This window comes from Streptomyces sp. NPDC091371, from assembly GCF_040684275.1.
In the GTDB taxonomy this organism is placed as follows: Bacteria; Actinomycetota; Actinomycetes; order Streptomycetales; family Streptomycetaceae; genus Streptomyces.
Genome location: NZ_JBFBFP010000024.1, coordinates 28,997 through 46,342 on the forward strand (window position 1 = coordinate 28,997; position 17,346 = coordinate 46,342).

Here is a 17,346-nt window from a genome sequence, read left to right on the forward strand (position 1 = left end):
TTCCTTCCGGTGTCGGAGCTGGTGAGGTTGGCCGGAGGGGTATGGGGCCCGGGCGGTCCGGGCCCCATGTGGTCAACTGGTCTCGGTCACGCTCGGCGCGTGCTGTCGGCGGCCTGGTAGCTCTTCATGACCAGGGAGAGCTGGCTCATCTGCTGGACCAGTCGTGCGGCGTGCAGGTCCGATACGTGGCCGAAGTGGGTCACGTCGCCGTCGGTTGGCGTGAACGTGGTTCCGGGGGTGGCGAGGAGCGTGTCCAGCCAGTCCCGGACGTCAGCGGCGTGGCTGTACAGCTGGGCGTGGAGGTAGTCGGCTTCGCATGCTGTGTTCCACAGCAGGTCGGCGAGTGCTCCGGTTGCGCCTCGGGTGCCGCGCTGGCGGCGAAGGCGGCCGACTCCGTGGATGCCGAGGGTGGCGAGCAGGACCCGGGCGCCCGGGGGTGCGGCGGTTGGCGGGATGGAACCTGCTCCGGATGACGGGAAGGAGTTCTTGGCGGCAGTGCCGCGAGTACGGCTGGTGTTGTCGGGCATGGCGGTCGGTGTCCTTCCTTGGATCGGAGGGGGCGGATCAGCGGGTGTCGCCGTAGCGGCAGGTGGTGGTGTGGCCTTCGTCGCGAGTGAAGGTGTCTGGTAGCGCGTTGTTGTGCGAGAGGTCGCCGGGCGTGAGGGGCGGGCGGGCGAGGTGGGTGCCGAGGTCGGCCAGGTGGCGGATTTCGGCGAGTGGTACCGTGCCGCCGCATTCGGGGCAGGGCCCGAGGAGTTCGAAGGGCTCGTCGTCGTAGATCGGGCTGCGGGCGAGGAAGGTGTACTTCTCGCCGGTGGCCGGGCAGGTGGCGGTGGCCAGGACCGGCTCGCCTGGGGTGGTGCGCCGGCGCAGCCAGTCCGGGTTGGTGGTGATGTGCTCCAGGTCGAGGCCGAGGGCAGCGGCCAGCCGGATGGCGGTTCGGCCGTGTTCCTCACCCCGATAGGGGCCGTGCGGGCTGCTGGTGGTGGTGCGGCGGATGTAGACGGCCGCGGCGTGGGCGCGCTCGGAGAGGGGCTTCACGACAGGTTCTCCGTTCCGTTTGGGGCGGGGGCCGCCCCGGGCGGCGGCCCCCGGAGGAGTCAGAGCATGTGGGGGAAGAGGCCGTGGTGCAGGGCGGGCGGGCAGTCCCAGGCGATGGTCAGCGTCTTGCTGTAGCCGTCGGTCAGGGAGCCTTCGGGGATCAGGGCATCGCCCAGGCGCCAACCGCGCAGGTACCGGGTTGCGTGCACGTCGAGGCGGTCCGGGTTGATCACGTAGACCCAGTCGTGCCAGAGGGGCTGGAGGTCGGCGGCGGTGAACGGGCGGGGCGGGTCGGTGCGGTCCCCGTGGCAGTAGCAGCGGTTGAGGCGGTGCTGGGCGAAGCTGAGCCCGACGTTGCCCCGGGTGGGTTCGATGAAGCCGGGGTCAGCGGCGAAGTTGCCTCCGAGCGCGGACCATCCGGCGGGGTGGTCGTCGATCAGGTAGTGGGCCAGGGCTTCGGCGTCCCCGCCGAAGTGCCCGGCTACGGCACTCAGCAGCACCGGTACGACGTGGGCGGGATCTCCGCCGTGGAGGTAGGTCCCGGCCAGGCCCCCGTCGGGGGTTTGCCGGGCGATGACGGCGCGGATGGACATGTCCCGCGTTCCTTCCTCTGCGGTGTGTGGTGGCGGGGCGGGGTACAGCGCGGTTGCTCGTTCCGGGCCCCGGCCGGAGGCCCGGCAGCGGTGCGGCTGCCGTGTGGGGCCGCCGGGCGGGGATCGGGTGCCCGGCGGCCGGGGTCAGCGGGTGCTTGCCAGGGCAGCGGTGGCGGCCTTGCCGATCGCGATGGCGGCGTGGGCGGGGTCGGTGAGTTCGAGCACGGTGGTGCCCGGCAGGGGGCGGGGGTCGGGGTCGAAGGCGAGCCACAGCACCGCGCATCCCGTCTCCCGTAGTGCGTCAATGCGTTGGGCAGCGCGGGCGGCTTCGCCGGGCGAGTAGTAGCCGTCGGAGGCGATCACGAGGAGTCGGCCGGCTCCGCCCTGGTCGAGGTCGAGGGCGGCTGTCAGGGCGTCGATGGCTTCGGCGAGGCTGTGGCCCATGCCGGTGGCGGCGAATTGGGTGACCTGGGCGGGGGTGCGTCCGGGTGCGGTGATCGCGGTCACGGACTGGTCGTAGGCGACAGTAGCGCTGCGTGAGTCGGGGTCGGTAAGGGATGCGGCTTTGGCGACGATCCAGGCGGCGGAGGCGATCGGCCCTTCGCCGGCACCCATGGAACCGGAGACGTCAACTGCGATACCGGCCCTCAGCGGCGGGGTGGGACTCGGCCGGTGCACGGTGCGTGTCCAGGGGGTCGCGGTCGGGGTGGCGCCTGCTGCTCGCTGGGCATCCCGGGCGAGGGCCTGGCGCATGTTCAGGCGGCCGGGCGGGGAGGCGGAGGCGGTGACGGTGGTGGTGCGTTCCCGGTAGGCGGCGGCGCGCAGCGCCCTCGCGAGCTGTCCGGCCGCCGCCTTCTCGGCGGCGATGGGCGGCCGGGTGCCGGTGATGGGCGATCGGGGAGGGAAGGCTTTGCTGGGTTTGCCGGGGGTGTAGGGGCGTCCGCCGGGCACGAAGACCTTCTCGGCCGTGCGCGCGGACTGCCGTGCCTGGGCGGCCTGGGCGGCCTTCGCGCGGGTCCGGGCTGTTCGGGCGGCTTCGATACGTTCCTGGGCAGAGGCCTGCGCGGCCTCGTGCGCGACCACCCGGGCAACAACCTTGCCGATGGCCTCCGCCAGTTCGCCCCCGCCCTCGCCGGGGGCAGTCGCGGCGGGTTCGGGCTGATCGTGTTCGGTACCGAGCGCTTCGCACCAGGCGCGGGCGTGCTCCAGCATCGCCTGCCCGTCCTCGTCCCCGGTGGCGTGGGCCGCTGTCCAAATCTGGGCGAGGGTGTCGAGGAGGTCGGGGCCGAGGATGGCGGTGACCGTATTCTCCAGCGGATCGGTTTCGTCCTCGTCGAGGATTCCGGCGTCCCGGCGGGCCAGGATCAGCCCGGCCGCCACGGCCGCCTGCCAGCGATCGCTGAGGGGCTGGGCGGTGAAGTCGTCGAGGATCAGAGTGTGCACAGCGCTGCGCAGGTACGTCCGGTCGCCGGGGCGGCGGTCAAGGTGGGCGCATTCGGCGCGGGACTCCTCGAGCACCTGGGCTGCCGCGTCCAGGGCCGTGCCTCGGAGAGCGTCCGGGATGTCCCACCTGCTGTGGGCGGCGTGGGCGGCCTCGTGCACGAAGGCTCCCCAGGCAGTCGGGTAGCGGTTCTCGTCGCCGGGGCGGTCGGGGTTGATGGTGGCCGGGCGCAGCGGGGTGAAGAGGGCGGTGTCGATCTCCAGTTGGGCGGTGGTGGGGTAGAAGGCGGCCGGGGCGCCGGAGCGGGTTCCGTGTTCGCAGGTGACGATGACGTCCTCGCGTCCGGCGAGTTCGGGGAGGCGTTGGCTGAGGGCGGCTGCGATGCGCAGCCACTGCCCTGCCTGCGGGCGGGGGCGGGGGTCGTGGGCGGGGCCGCCGTCGTCCTCCCAGCGGGCCTGGTCTCGTTCGTCCTCGGTCCAGGTGGGCAGGGCGGGCAGTACGTGGGGGTGTGCGGGCATGACGGACCGAATTCCTTTCAGGAGGCTGCGGGTGGGGGTCCCGGCCGGGGCCGGGACCCGTGCAGGCGGGCGTGGGGCCGGGGGTGGGTCAGAGTTGGCGGCCGAGGGCCAGGGCGGTGACCGGGCGGCCGATGGCCTTGGTGACGATCTCGGTGACCGTGTCGCGGTCTTCCAGGGGGGCGATGCCGACCAGGTTGGCGAAGGCGGTTTCGGTGCCGAGAACGTCGGCGATCTTCTGGAAGGCGATCAGTTCCCGCAGTTGGGGCGCCCAGCCGACCTCACCTGCCTGTTGGTGGGCGGCCAGGTTGCGTGCGATCCGCACCGCCGTGCGGTTGATCTTCAAGGAGGCTGCGAGGTCGTAGTCGGAGCCGACCTGGATCTGTACCGAGAAGCGGCTGGCGAGGGCTTCGGTGAGGACCGCGCCGTGTACTCCGGGGTTGTGTCCGGCGATCACGTAGAACCCTTCGGCGGCGGTGATCGTCTCGCCCTTGTGGGCCTTGACCTGGATCTGCCGTCGGCCGTCCATCGCCGGGTAGAGGGCCGCGAGCACCTTCGGGGAGATCAGGGTGGCGTCGTCCAGGAGGAGGGCCCGGCCCTCCTGCATGGCGGTGACCAGGGGTCCGTGGATGAACTCGTACCCGCCGTTTTCGTCCTGGGTGTACTCGCCGACCAGGTCACCGACCGTGGTGTCCCCGTCTCCCGCGACCGTGATCAGGTCCGGGAAGGCCGCCTCGATCAGCGAGGTCTTTCCGGTGCCCGGTGGCCCGTACAGCAACACCGCCACCTGCGCCTCGCGGAGCTTGCGCAGTGCCTCGACATCGGGGAGGTTCGCCAGAGCCCGGGGGTGGTACTGCTGCCCGTTGGGCCGGGTGACCGGCAAGGGCCGCCCGCTGGGCGGCGGTGCCGCAGGCGCCTGAGGTGTCGTCGGCCGCGCCGGGGGTGCCTGCCTCGGTCCGGGCAGGGGCGCTACGGCGCGCTGGGCTGCAGCGGCGGTTGCGGAGGTCGCCCGGTACATGCGCGGGTTCATGCCGACCCGTTCGGCCTCGCCCCTGCACACCAGGGTCTCGCAGGCGTTACCGACCGCTCCGCCGGAATGCCCCAGCGTCCTCGCCAGTTCCGTGACGCTGAACATGGCCGCCGCATCGGCAGCGAGCACCTGCGCAATCCTGGCGCGCAACTCCCCCGGCCGCGCCTTCGCGTTCGCGCTGGGTGGTGAACCCGCCGGTACCGGCGCGTTGGAGGAGGGCTGGTGCTGGCTGGCCCCGGGTGGGGACACGGAGGATGCGGCGGTATTGGCCATCACAAACCCTTTCGCTGACTAATCCGGGGCGGCCGAATTTGATTCACAGAGGCCCCCTTTTGGGCGCACTTGACCCGAATCCGTTTTCGGGCGGCCCCATTGGGAGGGTTCTCATTCCCGGCCTTCCCGGGAACAATTCAAATATAGCTCGACCCGCGCACCACCTGAAGCCATATTCCGGCTTGATAATGCTGGAATTCTCGCGAATTCACGACCGAAATTCAGGAGGAATACAGAATGCGCGACGCAAGGCGTCGTGACCACTGGCCTGCACGACCGTTCCCCAGGCACCCGCGCACGCCGAAAACCTGCGAATTCGAGTGCATGCGCGAGGGCGCGGCCCCCGGCGCAGCCCCGGCGCAGCCCCGGCGCAGCGGCACCCTCGGCGGCGCCTGGGTGGCCGCCGCGCTCGCACGTTTCAGGAGCTGTGCCGGCCAGGGGGTTTGAGGGTTGGCAGTTGGTAAGTGAGAAGGATGAGAAGTGCAGGCCAGAGATGCAGCATGAGCAGGGATACGCTGGAACGGGCACCGGTGCACGGGATGTAGGGGGTCGGGCGCCGGTTGCATGTAGATCGGGATGCGTTGCTGCACCGATATACAGTCGGCCCCGCTCACCGGTGGCTCGCAGGGCCCCTGACCTGCGCTCTCTGCCTGCTCGGGGGCGTCGTATCCAAGTGCGCACGCGGAAGCGGCTGCTGAGACGACGGCGGATACGGCGAGGTGAACGACATCGGATCCGCTCGGAGTGATGCAGCCTCAGGTTGGCGTTGAGCTGGGCTTTTACCGCTTCTGGCGGGAGTGCTCCAGGGATGTGATGAGGGCCCCGGTGGCCGGCTCGGGTTCGAGGCCGAGGTCGGCGAGGTGCCTTTTGAGGCGGGTGTAGATATGCCGGGCGGCGTCGGGGCGCCCGGCGGCTTGGTAGAGCCGGATCGCGTGCTGGGCGAGTCGCTCGTGGTCGGGATGGATGGCGCTGAGGTGCTCCAGTAGCGGGAGAACCGTGTGCCGCTCGCCCGGCTCGGCGCTGGCCCGTTCTGCTCTTCGGGCCAGGCGGATGACGGCGTCAGTGGCCTTCATCGCGAGATGCTCGCGGATGGCATCGCCCCAGAGGTAGTCGCCGCCGTGGGCGAAGGGTCCGCGGTATAGGGCCACGGCTTCCCGCGCGGCATCGAGGGCGTCATTCTCGTCCTCTGCGGAGAATGCCCGGTTCAGCTTGTGAGTGAATTCTGCGAGGTCGGTCTCTACGAGCTGCTGGTTCAGTTTATGGAATTCTCCTTGGAGGAGGATGAATTCTTGTGAGGTGATGCCGGTTGCCGTGCGCAGGGTGCGGCGTACGGCGCGGCGCAGGTTCTTCAGCGCGTTCTGCTCGCTGCCTGGGTCGAGGTGGAGTTTGTCGGCGATGTCGGAGGCGAGGAGTCCGGTGGGGTGGGCCGCGAGGAGGGCGAGGAATTCGTGGGCTTCGGGCCGCATCTGGGTGCCGATGGGGTCTGGGGTGCCGCGGGCGTGGAGAGTGATGGGGCCGAGGACGTGCAGGCGTACGGGTTTGCTCTGTGCCGGCCGCTGCTGGCCGACGGGGTGCGGGCCCGGGGGGTCTTGTTCCGGGGTGGGCTCGGTCTCGGTTGCGGCTTCGGTTTCGGTTTCGCGGGGCTGGCTCTTGGGTGTTGGGATGGCGGCGGGCAGGACACGAAGGCGGGGCCGCTGTCCGTGAGCGGTGAGCAGGACGTCGATCACGTCGCGTCCGGCCTGGGACGTGAGGTGGAACAGTCTGAGCGGACTGGGATGTTGTTCGCCAGCTGAAGGGTCGGTGGCGGTGCCGTCCGCGGCGATGTGCCAGGTGGTAGCACCTGGGGGTGGGGCGCCCAGGGTGAGGACGATCAGGGTGCCGGGGCGGCTGCGGGCGGCCAGTGTCTGAAGCTGCCCGGTGTGTGCGGTGTCCGGCTCGGTGAGCAGGAGCATGGTGCCAGGGCCGGTGTCCTGAGCGGAGGCTGCCGCAGTCGCTTCGGTGCCGGCGGCCTCGTTATCCTGCTCGTCTTCGGTGTGGGCGTGAGCGAGAAGGTGCTGCTCGGCGGCCTGGATGGCGCACGCTGTATCGGCTTCCTGGGTCAGGGCCGTGAACTGCGGCGGTAGTCCAGGCAGCAGACGCTCGGCCAGGTCTTCGGACACGACGGCCTTGACGCGCGGGGGTCCGGGGCGTTGGCGCTCAGCGGCGGTGAGGATGCCGGTGAGGAGAGCGCGGGCGGCGCTCTCTGCGCCGGGGCCCTGCCAGGCGCATCCTCCGGGCAGGGCCACCTCGCTCAACGAGACTTCCGTGTCGTCGCGGACGCCGATCGTGACCGTGTCCGCACTGCGTGGTGACTGCGGAGGTGTGCGGCGGGTGACGAGGGATTCCGGGTCGTGTGGGCGGTGGGGCTGGGTGGCGGCGTGGGCGGCCTGTGCTGCCTTGTCCACCAGGGGGCTCAGGGAGGGGACTTCGCCGTCCAGGCTGGGTTCCCTTCGGCGGCTTTGGTGCCAGTACCAGTAGCGGCGGGCGGCCAGTAGGCCGGCCGCAGTGGTGATACCGATGAGGCCGGCCTCTCCGAGTCCGATAGCGGCAGGGCCCATCCGGCTGTCCGCCGCGCCGGACCGCTGCTCGGTGTGACGACCTGGTCCCGTGTTGGCTTCCTCCGTGCCCGGCTGGTGTGCGGGTTTCTGCTCCGGTCCGAGAGATGGTGATGCGGGCACAGCGGAGGCGGGTGACGCGGGCCTGGCGTCCGGTTCGGGGCCTGGAGCGGCGGGGACGGGTGGCGGCGGGGTCGCCTTCTGGGTGACGGGGAGGGTCAGTTGCCAGCCGGGCTGGATCCGGTCGGGGTCGGTGAGCCGGTATCCGTCGCTCTGGACTCGATCTTTGTTCAACTTGTAGATCCGCGGCCACTTGAGGCTGTCTCCCAGGTGGGTGTGCGCGATGTCCCAGAGGGTGTCGCCCTCGACCACGGTGTACTCGACGTGCCGGACAGCTTCGTCAGCGGGCGCGGCCTGAGCCGCGTTGAACCGGGCGGCCTCGGAGGAGGAGTCGGCTGCCACGGCTGCTCCCACGAGGTCGGTCTGCCGGCTCGGAGCGGGGACGCGAGGGGCTGTCGCGGCGGTATGCGCCCTCAGCTCACCTGTGAAGGCAGGCTGCTGGGCGTCGGCGGTCTGGGGGCGCCACAGGCCGATCAGGGCCACGACGAGGGTGCCGATGCACAGCGCGGCCAGCGATCCCTTGACGGACAGCGTGGCCACATGCTCGGCGTGCGCATGGCGGTCACGCAGCAACTGCGGGAGGTGAGTCGTGTACCAGATGGCCTCGCGGACCACCGTGCAGGCGAAGGCCGCCCAGCACATCCACCCCACCACAGCCAGCAGTTCGATCAGCAGCGGATCGCCGACTGGCTCGGCCAGCCGGTCCGCGAATTGTCCCCAGGAGTAGACGCGTTCGGGCCAGGGGAGGCCGGCGGCCCGCCAGAGGACGTAAGGCATACCGGCCAGTAGCGCGAGCGTGACAGTAAGAGTCCCGCCCGCGGTGAAGGCTGCGGTCAGCCTCTGGCGTAGCGCGAGAGGGTGCATCATCGCTCGATCTCTTCGGCCGCAGAACGCGGAGCATGGTCCTTCACGGGGTGGCGCGTTCGGCGTGTGCGGTACCGGTCGCGTGCACGGTGAGGTTGCGCACGCCGATCAGCTGCAGGATCTGCGTGCGCTGGTGGTGGGTGACCGAGACGGTCACGGCATCGCCCTTGACGGTCGCGCTCCCCCGGCTGCCTGTGGAGGCGACGTAGGAGCGTGCAGCCGCTACGGCCCGCTCACGCACGAGCCGTACTTCGCCCCCGCGCCGGAGCTGGCCGACGTCGAGCTGCTGCGCGCCGGTACGGGCGGCTTCCTGCGCCACATCCAGCGCCTTTGCCTTGCCCGCCAGGGCGAGCCCGCCGTCGACGACGATCCCGGCGAACAGCCACAGCGCGGCGACGACACCGACGACGAGGGCAGTGACCCTCCCCCGATCGTCGCCTACTGCGACAAGGGCACGGGCGTGGGATCGGCCCGGTTGGGTTCGTCGGTTCACGGGGAACTCCGGAAGGAATCGACCACGGAGAAAGCGGTGTCGTCCAGCAGCACGCGGCCGGGCATCCCGGTCAGGGTGAGGTCGCCGAGGTCAGCGGTGCAGGAAACCCGCGCGGTCACGGAGGCACCCGGGGCGAGGCCCCCGGTGGACAGACGCACACGTGGCCGTGCGCAGGAGGTTCCGGCCGCGCGCAGGGCCTCGTTCGCCGCTTGCCGTGCCCGAAGGTGTGCCTCTTTCTCGCTGCGGGCCAGGGAGCCGGCCCGAGCCGCCTGGTGTGCCGCGTCCGCCACCAGCAGGCGGGCATCGGAGAGCCGCCCCAGCGCCACCACGACCAGGAAGACGAGCACGAGCAGCGGCGTGACCATCACCAGCTCTACCGCCACGGAACCGCGCTCCCTGTCAGCACGTGTGCGAATCAGGCGCTCGATCACGGCCGCGCTCCGGTGGGAATGGTGATCCTCTCGGTGGGCCCGGAGGCTGTACCGGAGGCGTGCAGCACCAGGCCGGGGACCGGGACGACCCGCATCACCGTTCCATCGACGCGCACGGTGGTCCGCGTTGGGGAGCGGTGGACCGTCACCGACGGTGTCGTCAGGACCCGACTGCCCAGTACGGCCAGGCTGCGCCGGGCCTGGTCCCGGCCCCCCGTGGCACTCCCGTCCTCGACACGGGCAGCGGCCAGCGCTCTCTGGGCGGCGAACTGGGCGACATGCGAGGCGTGCCAGAACAGCGCGAACTGCACCGCGAGCAACGCGAACAGTAAGAGCACGGGGACGACGAGGACGAGCTCGGTGCACACCGCACCCCGATCGCTGGCAATCCTGCGAAGGAAGACGGTCACCGGCTAACCGAGGCTGATGCCGTTGGCCTTGGCGATGACCTTGGCCGCGATGATGCCCACGACGGCCAGGGACAGGATCGCCAGCAGGGCGGTGACCACGATGGTCTCGGTGGTGTAGCCCGCATCCGATCGGGTGTGCCGACGGACGTCGGCAAGGTGTGCGCGCACCAGGGAGGCGAGGGTGTCGAGGTGGTTCACGGCAAGTGCTCTCTCTGTCGTACGTGAGATGGGGGTGGGTTCAGCTCATGGACATGACGTGCGCCAGGGCGGGATAGCCGATCAGCAACAGGAAGGCGGCGAATAGCCCGACTACGGGCAGTGACATCCGTTCGGTGGCCGCCTGCGCGGCACCGTCGGCCTCCGAGATCCGGCGCCTTCGCATCGCTCGGGCCTTCGCCGCGAGCGAGCCCCGGATCTTGGCTCCTTCGCTGCCGGCGAGGCTCAGCGTCGAGGCGAGCTCGGTCAGGTCGGCCACGGCCAGCTGCCGTCCGAGATCGCCCAGGTGAGTCCAGGGACTGGTGCGGGTGAGCTCGGCGAGGTGGAGGGCGTGCCGGAGCTTGGCCGCCGCCCATCCCTGTGGCGCGGCGACGGCTTGGGCGAGGGCCTGCTGGATGCCGGCCCCGCCCGCCAGGGCGATCACGGTCAGGTCCAGTACGAGGCTGAGGGTGTGCCGCATCTGTTGGCGCCGGCGCGCAGCCTGCTGGCGCAGGCTCAGGTCGGGAGCGAAGAACAGCGCCGTGGCCAGGGTGAGCGACCCGGCCAGCGGCAACGACCAGCCCGTCGTCACATCAGCGCCCAGGCGCAGCAGCAGTACGGCGGCCCACGGGGTGACAAGCCCGGCAATCGCACAGACCGCTTTGCCCGCCAGGTGGTGGTCCTCGCCGGTGCCGCATACGGCCAGATCCGCGCGCGAGGTGGCGGTGGGGAAGCCGAGCACCCGTACCAGGGGCACCAGGCGTGTGCCGAGGCGGGTGGCCCATTCCGGATCATCTCGCCCGCTCATCACCGGCCCCGGCGGCGGCGCCGGTGTGTTGAGAGCGGTGAGGACATCGGCAAGAGCCGGGCGGGGCGGGCGCAGCCCGTACACGAGCGCGGTCGCCCCGGCACCGAACAGCGCGCCGAGCAGCATGACGATCACCGCTTGCCTCCAGCCGCAGGTTCCGTCCCGGCGGGGTAAGGGGCGCATCTGATCAGGCGGATTGGCTCGTCGATGCGGCCAATCACCGTCAAATAGCTGAAGCTGGCGGCGAAGAGAATGCCCACCACTGCGAGGACCAGCTGTCCTGTCAGGGTGTCGAAGGGGTCCAGGTACGGGCGGTTGAAGACGACGAGCCCCACCGCCATCCCCAGGGTGACGATCACCGTGACGCGCACCCCGGTACGCACGCTTGCCCGCCCTGCATCGATGCGCTGTCGCATCGCCACCTGTTCACGCACGGAGTCCGCCAGCTCCCCCAGCAGCGGTCCGAGCTGCCTGGCCTGCTGCTCGGCAGCCATCACCAGGGCTGCCACCACCACGTCCGCCAGAGGATCCTCGATCTCTTCGGCGAACACCCGCAACGCACCCGGGAGAGGACGCCCCGAGCGGACAGCGGCAGCCAAACCTTGCAGCTCTGACTCGAGCGCCGCCGGCGCGATGTCGGCGGTCGCCAGCACTGCCTGCTCAAGACCGGCCGCCGCGGAGAGGGTGTCGCGCAGCATCTCCGTCCAGGTGGCCAGCGCCTCCATCTTCTCCGTGCGCCGTGCCGCGGCCCGATCCGGTCCGAGCAAGCCCGGGAGGGTCAGCATGCCGACGGACGTCAGCACGGCCGCGACCGGCCAGGCCGTCAGCGCCCCCGCGACCGCGCCGGCCACCAGCGCGATCAGAACACGCCGTGCGGTCCAGGCCGCAGGCAGCCGGGCCGCCAAGGCCACCCCGATGCCGGCCCGCTGCTCGCGTGCGGCTCGCCGTACGGCGCCGTACCCGATGGCCACCAGGCCGAGCCCGAACACGGTCCCGCACGCCACCGCGATCCCAGATGTGGCCTCGGGACCGAACATGCTGCTCATCGCGCCGTCCCCCACCACTGCTGGGCCGCGATTTGGGGGTCGAGCCCTGCCGCCACGAGGTCATCGAGCGTCTCGGGGCGCAGCGGGGCGGCGGGCACCGCACTCCTGTCCGGCCCTGGCCGGTAGACCTCGTTGGAGACGACCTGCGCCCCGTCGGCGTCGATGACCTCGCGGACCGAGTCGATGACCCGCCGGCGATTGGCATCCCAGCCCAGGTGAACGACGAAGTGCACCGCGGAGGCCACCATCAGGTTCGTCGCCTCCAGCGTGAGCCGCTCCGGTGCCTGCGCGGCGTAGGAGGCGAGTTTGGTGAACACCCCGCGCGAGGTGGAGGCGTGGATGGTGGACAGGGAGCCGTCGTTGCCCTGCGACATGGCGTTGCACATCGGGATGACCTCGGCGCCGCGGATCTCCCCAACGATGACGCGGTCCGGGGACATGCGCAGACCCCAGCGCACCAGTTCCGCCTGGTCGATGCCGCCCTGGCCCTCGATGTTCGGCTCGCGTGCCTGCATGGCCACCACGTTCGGGTGCGCCGCGGGGTTGGCGTCCAGACCGAGCTCGAAGGTGTCCTCGATCGTCACGAGCCGTTCATCGGGCGGGATCTCGTGGGCGAAGGCGCGCAGCACGGTGGTCTTGCCGACGTTCGTACCGCCGCCGATGACGATGTTCTTGCGCGCGTGCACCAGCGCTCTCAGGAAGCGGGCTAGCTGTGCGTCGCACACGCCCAGCCGCACCAGTTCGTTCATGGAGGCGGCGGGGAAGCGGTGACGGCGGATGGTGAGCGACACGCGTCCCGTCACCGCCATCACCGCGAACATCCGGGACCCGTCAGGGAGCCGCAGGTTCAGGCGGGGCATGCCGCGGTCGAAGCGCCGTTCCTCATCGCCCGCATGGACCGCCAGATCGCGGACCAGCACGACAAGCTCGGCGTCCGAAGCAGCTACCGGCGCCTCACGGCGCCAGGTGCCCGACGAGTCCTTGACCCACACCACGTCACAGCCGTTGACGCAGATGTTCTCGATCGTCTCGTCGGCCAGCAGCCGCTCCAGGCTCCCGGTGCCGAACAACGCGTCCTTGACCGCCTGGGCGATGCGATCCTCCACTGCGGCATCGATGACCTGATCGCCCTGGGCCAGGGCTTGGCGCCGACGCGCACCGAGTTCTTCGGCCAGCAGCCGCGCTACGGTTGCCTGCCTGGCAGTCTCGTCGTCCGGTGGCAGACCGGCCAGCTCGCGCTCGCCCGCGTACGCCGCCAGCCGTGACGCCACCCTCTGCCGGACCACTCCGGCCAGCTCGCGCTCGTGGTCCCCGAGTACCGCACCCGGCAACACCATCAGCTCGCTCATGATCCGGTTCCCTCACTTCCTCCCAGCACCTGGGATGGCTCTCCGCGTCCTCGCCCGGCCATCCGCGCCCCACCGCTGTCAGCGGCATACTCGTACTCCGCCTCGCCGACCGTGGTCCTGCTCTCCGAAGCACCAGTGAGCTGACGGGCCAGCGCCCCTGCAGCAGACAAGAGTGGCGGCGTCCAAAAGCCGGTGGTGCGAGGCCAGACGCCTCGCCCTGGGGTGCTGATCGCGGCCACGCCCTTGGCGTCCCAGGGAAAAAACACCACGTGCTCGATGCCGAGCGACCTCGCGATCTCCTCCGACGGATACGGGCACGGCCCGGCTACCGCCAACGTCAGCCGCCCGGAATACGAATCAGCGTCCAGTCCGTACCTGGACACGTGGGTGAGGGGCTCCGCGCCGCCACGCGTGACGATCACCACGTGGTCAGCCGCGTCGACCAGCGGGGCGGCGTCCTCGCCGAGCCGGCCCACGTCCAGCAGCACCGTTCCCACATCGCCGTCTTCACCTCGCAGTACACGCCGTCCGGCCTCGCCGGCCACCAGCCGCACCGCCTGGCTGCACGGGCCACGGCCCGGAACCGCGGCCACCGCCCGCACTCCGAAGGGCAGTTCACAGACCGCTCCCAGCAGCGAGCCTGGGTACTGCTGTCCTGCCGTTGCCGCAACGTCCAGCAGCGAGGGAGCCGTCGGCAGGCCGAAGCGGATCATGAGGTCACCGCCGGAGGGGTCCGCCTCCACGACGACCGGCCGCACGCCGCCGTCCGTCTCCTGCGGCCACATGGTGGCTAACGCCAGCGCCGCCGTGGTCACCCCCGGCGCACCAGTGATCGATCCGATGATGACCAGCCGCCTCACGGGGCCTCACGCCCCTCCGCAGGGAGCACCACCACGCGCGGATGATCCAGTCGCACCGCTCGCCGCGCTGCCCCCGTCTCGACCAGCACGGTCACGACCCTCGGTCCGCCGGCGGACTCCGGGGCCCTCACACCCGTCACGGTCCCAGCCACAGGTGAGGCAGCCTCCTCCTCGGTACTGGCCACGGCGCCCGCACCAACAGGGCCGGGAAGGACGGCGACGCGTTCTCCAGGAGTCAGATCCGGCGGCGCCCCGCCCGCCTCCACGGCGAGCGCCACCTGCGACAAGCCCTTCGGAGGGAAGGAGGCATCCGTACCTACCTGTCCTGGCGCCAGCAGCGACCCGGCCACCAGCGGCACCTTCGCCTTCCGCCCCAGCACACTGTCCCGCTCAGCAAACGGCACCACGCCCGCGTCAGCCGCCACCGCCACTACACGCAGGTCACCCAGCCCAAGCACCTGGCCCGCCGGCACGTCCCGAGCCAGCACCAACACCTGGCCCCGCTGCCCGGCGGACTGCACAACCCACATGAAGCCGACAGCCGAGACCACCACCGCCCCCACTCCGGCCCATACCCAGCCCACTCTGCGCCGCCGACCGCCCGTCACCGCCGGCTGCTGCTCCGGACCCGCCCGGCGCGCGCCAGGCACCCTGAGCCCACCGCCCTTCACAGCAGAGGAAGAGATGGAGGTACCCACAATTCACCTCGCGATCAAGAGAGTTCCAACGTCCATCGATCCGGCGTACCGCTCTACGGGCCGGTCGGCTCGTCACCGCATGACAACGGCCTGTACCTCGTCCACCACCAGCTGTCGCCCAGCAGTCATCACCAGCCCAGGCACCACACCGGCCTGTCCGCCGCCATGCCACTCAACGTCCCAGGTCACCCGCACGGATACCGTGTACGCCTTGCCGGGCACGGAGACCGAGGCACTCCGGTACGTGTAACCACAGTCCGGCGACGGCGCCTTGGGGCTGAACGCCTCCGAATACGGCGTCCCCGGCCCCCGGCACACCACGCTGCCGCCCTCTCCCATGGACCACACCGCCTGCCGAGGTCGAGCGATAGCTGTCACCGTCACCCCGTCCACAGCAGCCGAAGCAGACACCGGCCCCCACGTACCGCGCTCCACCCACATCCACGTCGGCACGTGAACCACCTGAACAAGGTCCTCATCCGGGCTCATGCGAATCACCGGCCGAGGCAATTCCAACCGCTCCACCGCCCGCTGAACGACCCACTCCACCGGCACGGGACGACTTCCGGCCGCCTCCGGCCGTTTCTCTTGGTCCTCGATGTCGAACCGCGGCAAGATCCCCACGCCACCGCCCAGATCAAACTCCCAGCCCGTTGAGGTGATCGTCGGCGGTCCCGTCTGCCTTCCGCCGCCGGACTTCGACGACTCTCGATCAGGGGACGGCCGACTCTTTGCCGAGCGGCCTGCGCCTGGCTTTCCCCTGACGCTCGTCGCCTCCGCGTCGCACGCACCAGGCCCGCATGTAACACCAGCGCCCGTACTCAACCCGTCGTCGGCTACCACACCATGCGCGGTTAAGAGCACCGTGATGCAGGCCGCCGCCACTGTCACCGGCCCGGCGGAAGCTCGCCTCAGCAACTCCCGACCTGCCCGATGTACAAGCGGTCAACCCACCAGGCGCTCCCCCTCTGAAGAAGGGTCGCGTCGATGCGATGGTGTCCGCCTGGTACGTCATTTTCCCGCTTGCCGTCACTCGTGTAGTGGAGCCAGTCGGTGGCGTCCGCGCAATCTCGGATCACCACCTCCATCGTTCCGTTGTCCTCCACGACAGGGTCGAGACGCAGCCGACCCTTGGTGACGACCTCCTTCTTGCGGTCCTCCGTCATCATGTGGCGCAGCAGCTGCAGCGCTCCGCCGGAGGCGTGCGCACCCAGTCCGGGATGCTTCGCGTCCGAATTCTCCGCGGCGGCAGCGAGGTCGTCCCACATCGCCCGGTAGGCAGCGAGCGCCTCCGTTGGCTGCACCGTAGGCGTTCGAGACTCAGCCGCCGGCCTCCCTGGCAGCGGCCTGGCATCTGATGAGGCCTTCGCACACCCCGCCAGTAACGACCCCACGATCGCCGCAATTGCCCCTACCCGAAGAGCAGAGGCTCGCCCGTTCGACTTCACCATCCCCGCCTTCCATCACTCAATGCATATGAACGAAGACTCTACGTAGTTAGTTGCGGCTGGAGTTACCCCGCCCCGTGGCCCTGAATCGGGTCGCTGGCTGTCGATTGCCTTTTGTTTCCGGCCCGTTACACGCGCGGAGCGCGCTTCGAGACCCCACGCGAACGAGGGCGGCGTATCGCTCGATTGAGCGATACACCGCCCTCGCATCCGTACACCGAGCCAGAGCTTCGTTCAGAGCGCCGACCGGGCGGGCGCCCACCCCAAGCGGCAGGGCCAGCTCTGCTGACTTCGTCCCGTTCCGGCATCGGAACCACCCTTTACTCCTGGCCAGTTCGTAAATAATGGGCAGGCCGTGCCCGCGCTCGGACGAGTGAAGCAACCGACCGCCTGAGCGAGGAGGCGGCGTTGTACGCCGTCATCGCACAGGGGGACAGTCAGCCCCGATCGCGGCGCAGCGTGCCTCGAAGTCCGGCGGTAACCAGCCTCCGGAGAGCAGCCTCGGATGGGCGGGGAACGCGACGTGCGCGGCAAGTGCGAACATCAGCGATGCCCACATGGAATGGAGTTGGACGGTGCAGTGTCCGCCGCCGTACACGTCCTGAAACGAGCACTGAAAGACCTCGGGGCCGACCAGGTCCACCGCGTGGAGCCCTGACCAATTCAAGTCCAGGAACCTCTGCGTCTGACCGAAGTACGCACGCCGGTTGGTGACGGTCAACTCACCCGAGCCGTCCGCCACCCAGCGGGGTTGTGCATCCGCAGCGGCCCTGTTCCTGCGGGCGGCATTGCCGAGCGCCGATCCGACCATGCTGCCGATGACGAACGCCGGTCCACCGAACGCGACCACACTGTTGTGCTGATACGTGCCGTTGCCCAGCGCCCGCCAGGTGAAGCGGGAGGCCGGCCCCACGGCCAGCGACAGCTCCCCGGGCGCGAGCCGTGCCGCGGAAGGCACGGGTCGGCGCTCGGAGAGCCGTCCCTGCATCAGGTCATGCACCACGCGGACGGTATAGAGCAGGTGGTCATCGAACGCGGTCCAAGCAGGCGGGGCCGGCGGCCGTTGCTCGGTGATCGGCTTCACCGCATACGGGTTGTAGTCCATCTCTCCACCGTCCCCAGCCATCCGCACCAGTG

18 protein-coding genes are annotated in these 17,346 nt (G+C 70.3%); all 18 read right to left on the reverse strand.

From position 1 onward, the window contains the following. Positions 1 to 86: 86 nt before the first annotated feature. The 18 genes from AB0O21_RS24345 to AB0O21_RS24430 all read right to left on the reverse strand — a co-directional run bounded on the left by AB0O21_RS24345 (position 87) and on the right by AB0O21_RS24430 (position 17,314). Complete coding sequence (locus AB0O21_RS24345) at positions 87 to 527, reverse strand: hypothetical protein (protein WP_365173826.1); 441 nt, start codon at positions 525 to 527, stop codon at positions 87 to 89. A 37-nt stretch (positions 528 to 564) separates the two neighbouring features. Further along, positions 565 to 1,041 carry a hypothetical protein gene (locus AB0O21_RS24350; RefSeq protein ID WP_365173829.1) on the reverse strand — a complete coding sequence of 159 codons (477 nt, stop codon included), beginning with the start codon at positions 1,039 to 1,041 and terminating at the stop codon, positions 565 to 567. 59 nt (positions 1,042 to 1,100) lie between these two features. Beyond that, a complete protein-coding gene (locus AB0O21_RS24355) occupies positions 1,101 to 1,634 on the reverse strand; it encodes a hypothetical protein (protein WP_365173831.1) in 534 nt (177 codons plus the stop codon). Positions 1,635 to 1,778: 144 nt separating this feature from the next. Continuing rightward, positions 1,779 to 3,593, reverse strand: coding sequence for a vWA domain-containing protein (locus AB0O21_RS24360; RefSeq protein ID WP_365173833.1), 1,815 nt, complete (start codon positions 3,591 to 3,593; stop codon positions 1,779 to 1,781). Between the two features lie 88 nt (positions 3,594 to 3,681). Next, a complete protein-coding gene (locus AB0O21_RS24365; RefSeq protein ID WP_365173990.1) occupies positions 3,682 to 4,758 on the reverse strand; it encodes an AAA family ATPase in 1,077 nt (358 codons plus the stop codon). Between the two features lie 914 nt (positions 4,759 to 5,672). Further along, a complete protein-coding gene (locus tag AB0O21_RS24370; RefSeq protein WP_365173836.1) occupies positions 5,673 to 8,384 on the reverse strand; it encodes a BTAD domain-containing putative transcriptional regulator in 2,712 nt (903 codons plus the stop codon). Between the two features lie 130 nt (positions 8,385 to 8,514). Then, the gene (locus tag AB0O21_RS24375) at positions 8,515 to 8,964 is read right to left on the reverse strand and encodes a pilus assembly protein TadG-related protein (protein ID WP_365173838.1); all 450 of its coding nucleotides are present in this window, start codon (positions 8,962 to 8,964) and stop codon (positions 8,515 to 8,517) included. Next, positions 8,961 to 9,347, reverse strand: coding sequence for a TadE/TadG family type IV pilus assembly protein (locus AB0O21_RS24380; RefSeq protein WP_365173840.1), 387 nt, complete (start codon positions 9,345 to 9,347; stop codon positions 8,961 to 8,963). Before AB0O21_RS24380 ends, AB0O21_RS24375 begins: the two co-directional genes overlap by 4 nt. 44 nt (positions 9,348 to 9,391) lie before the next feature. Then, positions 9,392 to 9,805: a TadE/TadG family type IV pilus assembly protein gene (locus tag AB0O21_RS24385; protein WP_365173843.1), complete on the reverse strand. Its 414-nt coding sequence runs from the start codon at positions 9,803 to 9,805 to the stop codon at positions 9,392 to 9,394. Between the two features lie 3 nt (positions 9,806 to 9,808). After that, positions 9,809 to 10,003, reverse strand: coding sequence for a hypothetical protein (locus AB0O21_RS24390; protein WP_365173845.1), 195 nt, complete (start codon positions 10,001 to 10,003; stop codon positions 9,809 to 9,811). A 40-nt stretch (positions 10,004 to 10,043) separates the two neighbouring features. Then, positions 10,044 to 10,943, reverse strand: a complete 900-nt coding sequence (locus AB0O21_RS24395) for a type II secretion system F family protein (protein ID WP_365173847.1) — start codon at positions 10,941 to 10,943, stop codon at positions 10,044 to 10,046. Then, a complete protein-coding gene (locus AB0O21_RS24400; RefSeq protein ID WP_365173850.1) occupies positions 10,940 to 11,854 on the reverse strand; it encodes a type II secretion system F family protein in 915 nt (304 codons plus the stop codon). The genes AB0O21_RS24395 and AB0O21_RS24400 overlap by 4 nt, the downstream gene beginning before the upstream one ends. Then, entirely contained in the window at positions 11,851 to 13,203 is a 1,353-nt protein-coding gene (locus AB0O21_RS24405) for an ATPase, T2SS/T4P/T4SS family (RefSeq protein WP_365173852.1), read from the reverse strand. The genes AB0O21_RS24400 and AB0O21_RS24405 overlap by 4 nt, the downstream gene beginning before the upstream one ends. Continuing rightward, entirely contained in the window at positions 13,200 to 14,063 is an 864-nt protein-coding gene (locus tag AB0O21_RS24410) for a hypothetical protein (RefSeq protein WP_365173854.1), read from the reverse strand. Before AB0O21_RS24410 ends, AB0O21_RS24405 begins: the two co-directional genes overlap by 4 nt. Next, positions 14,060 to 14,593, reverse strand: coding sequence for an SAF domain-containing protein (locus AB0O21_RS24415; RefSeq protein WP_365173993.1), 534 nt, complete (start codon positions 14,591 to 14,593; stop codon positions 14,060 to 14,062). Before AB0O21_RS24415 ends, AB0O21_RS24410 begins: the two co-directional genes overlap by 4 nt. A 240-nt stretch (positions 14,594 to 14,833) precedes the next feature. Continuing rightward, positions 14,834 to 15,385, reverse strand: coding sequence for a hypothetical protein (locus AB0O21_RS24420; RefSeq protein WP_365173857.1), 552 nt, complete (start codon positions 15,383 to 15,385; stop codon positions 14,834 to 14,836). A gap of 287 nt (positions 15,386 to 15,672) precedes the next feature. Next, positions 15,673 to 16,065, reverse strand: coding sequence for a hypothetical protein (locus AB0O21_RS24425; protein ID WP_365173860.1), 393 nt, complete (start codon positions 16,063 to 16,065; stop codon positions 15,673 to 15,675). A 562-nt stretch (positions 16,066 to 16,627) separates the two neighbouring features. Beyond that, positions 16,628 to 17,314, reverse strand: coding sequence for a hypothetical protein (locus AB0O21_RS24430; protein ID WP_365173862.1), 687 nt, complete (start codon positions 17,312 to 17,314; stop codon positions 16,628 to 16,630). Between the last annotated feature and the right edge of the window lie 32 nt (positions 17,315 to 17,346).

Bases quoted from the DNA above. Each gene is read 5' to 3' on its own strand.
- AB0O21_RS24430 (WP_365173862.1), bottom strand. From the start codon at position 17,314: ATGGACTACAACCCGTATGCGGTGAAGCCGATCACCGAGCAACGGCCG.
- AB0O21_RS24360 (WP_365173833.1), bottom strand. From the start codon at position 3,593: ATGCCCGCACACCCCCACGTACTGCCCGCCCTGCCCACCTGGACCGAG.
- AB0O21_RS24405 (WP_365173852.1), bottom strand. From the start codon at position 13,203: ATGAGCGAGCTGATGGTGTTGCCGGGTGCGGTACTCGGGGACCACGAG.
- AB0O21_RS24355 (WP_365173831.1), bottom strand. From the start codon at position 1,634: ATGTCCATCCGCGCCGTCATCGCCCGGCAAACCCCCGACGGGGGCCTG.
- AB0O21_RS24400 (WP_365173850.1), bottom strand. From the start codon at position 11,854: ATGAGCAGCATGTTCGGTCCCGAGGCCACATCTGGGATCGCGGTGGCG.
- AB0O21_RS24415 (WP_365173993.1), bottom strand. From the start codon at position 14,593: ATGTGGGTTGTGCAGTCCGCCGGGCAGCGGGGCCAGGTGTTGGTGCTG.
- AB0O21_RS24370 (WP_365173836.1), bottom strand. From the start codon at position 8,384: ATGCCTTACGTCCTCTGGCGGGCCGCCGGCCTCCCCTGGCCCGAACGC.
- AB0O21_RS24345 (WP_365173826.1), bottom strand. From the start codon at position 527: ATGCCCGACAACACCAGCCGTACTCGCGGCACTGCCGCCAAGAACTCC.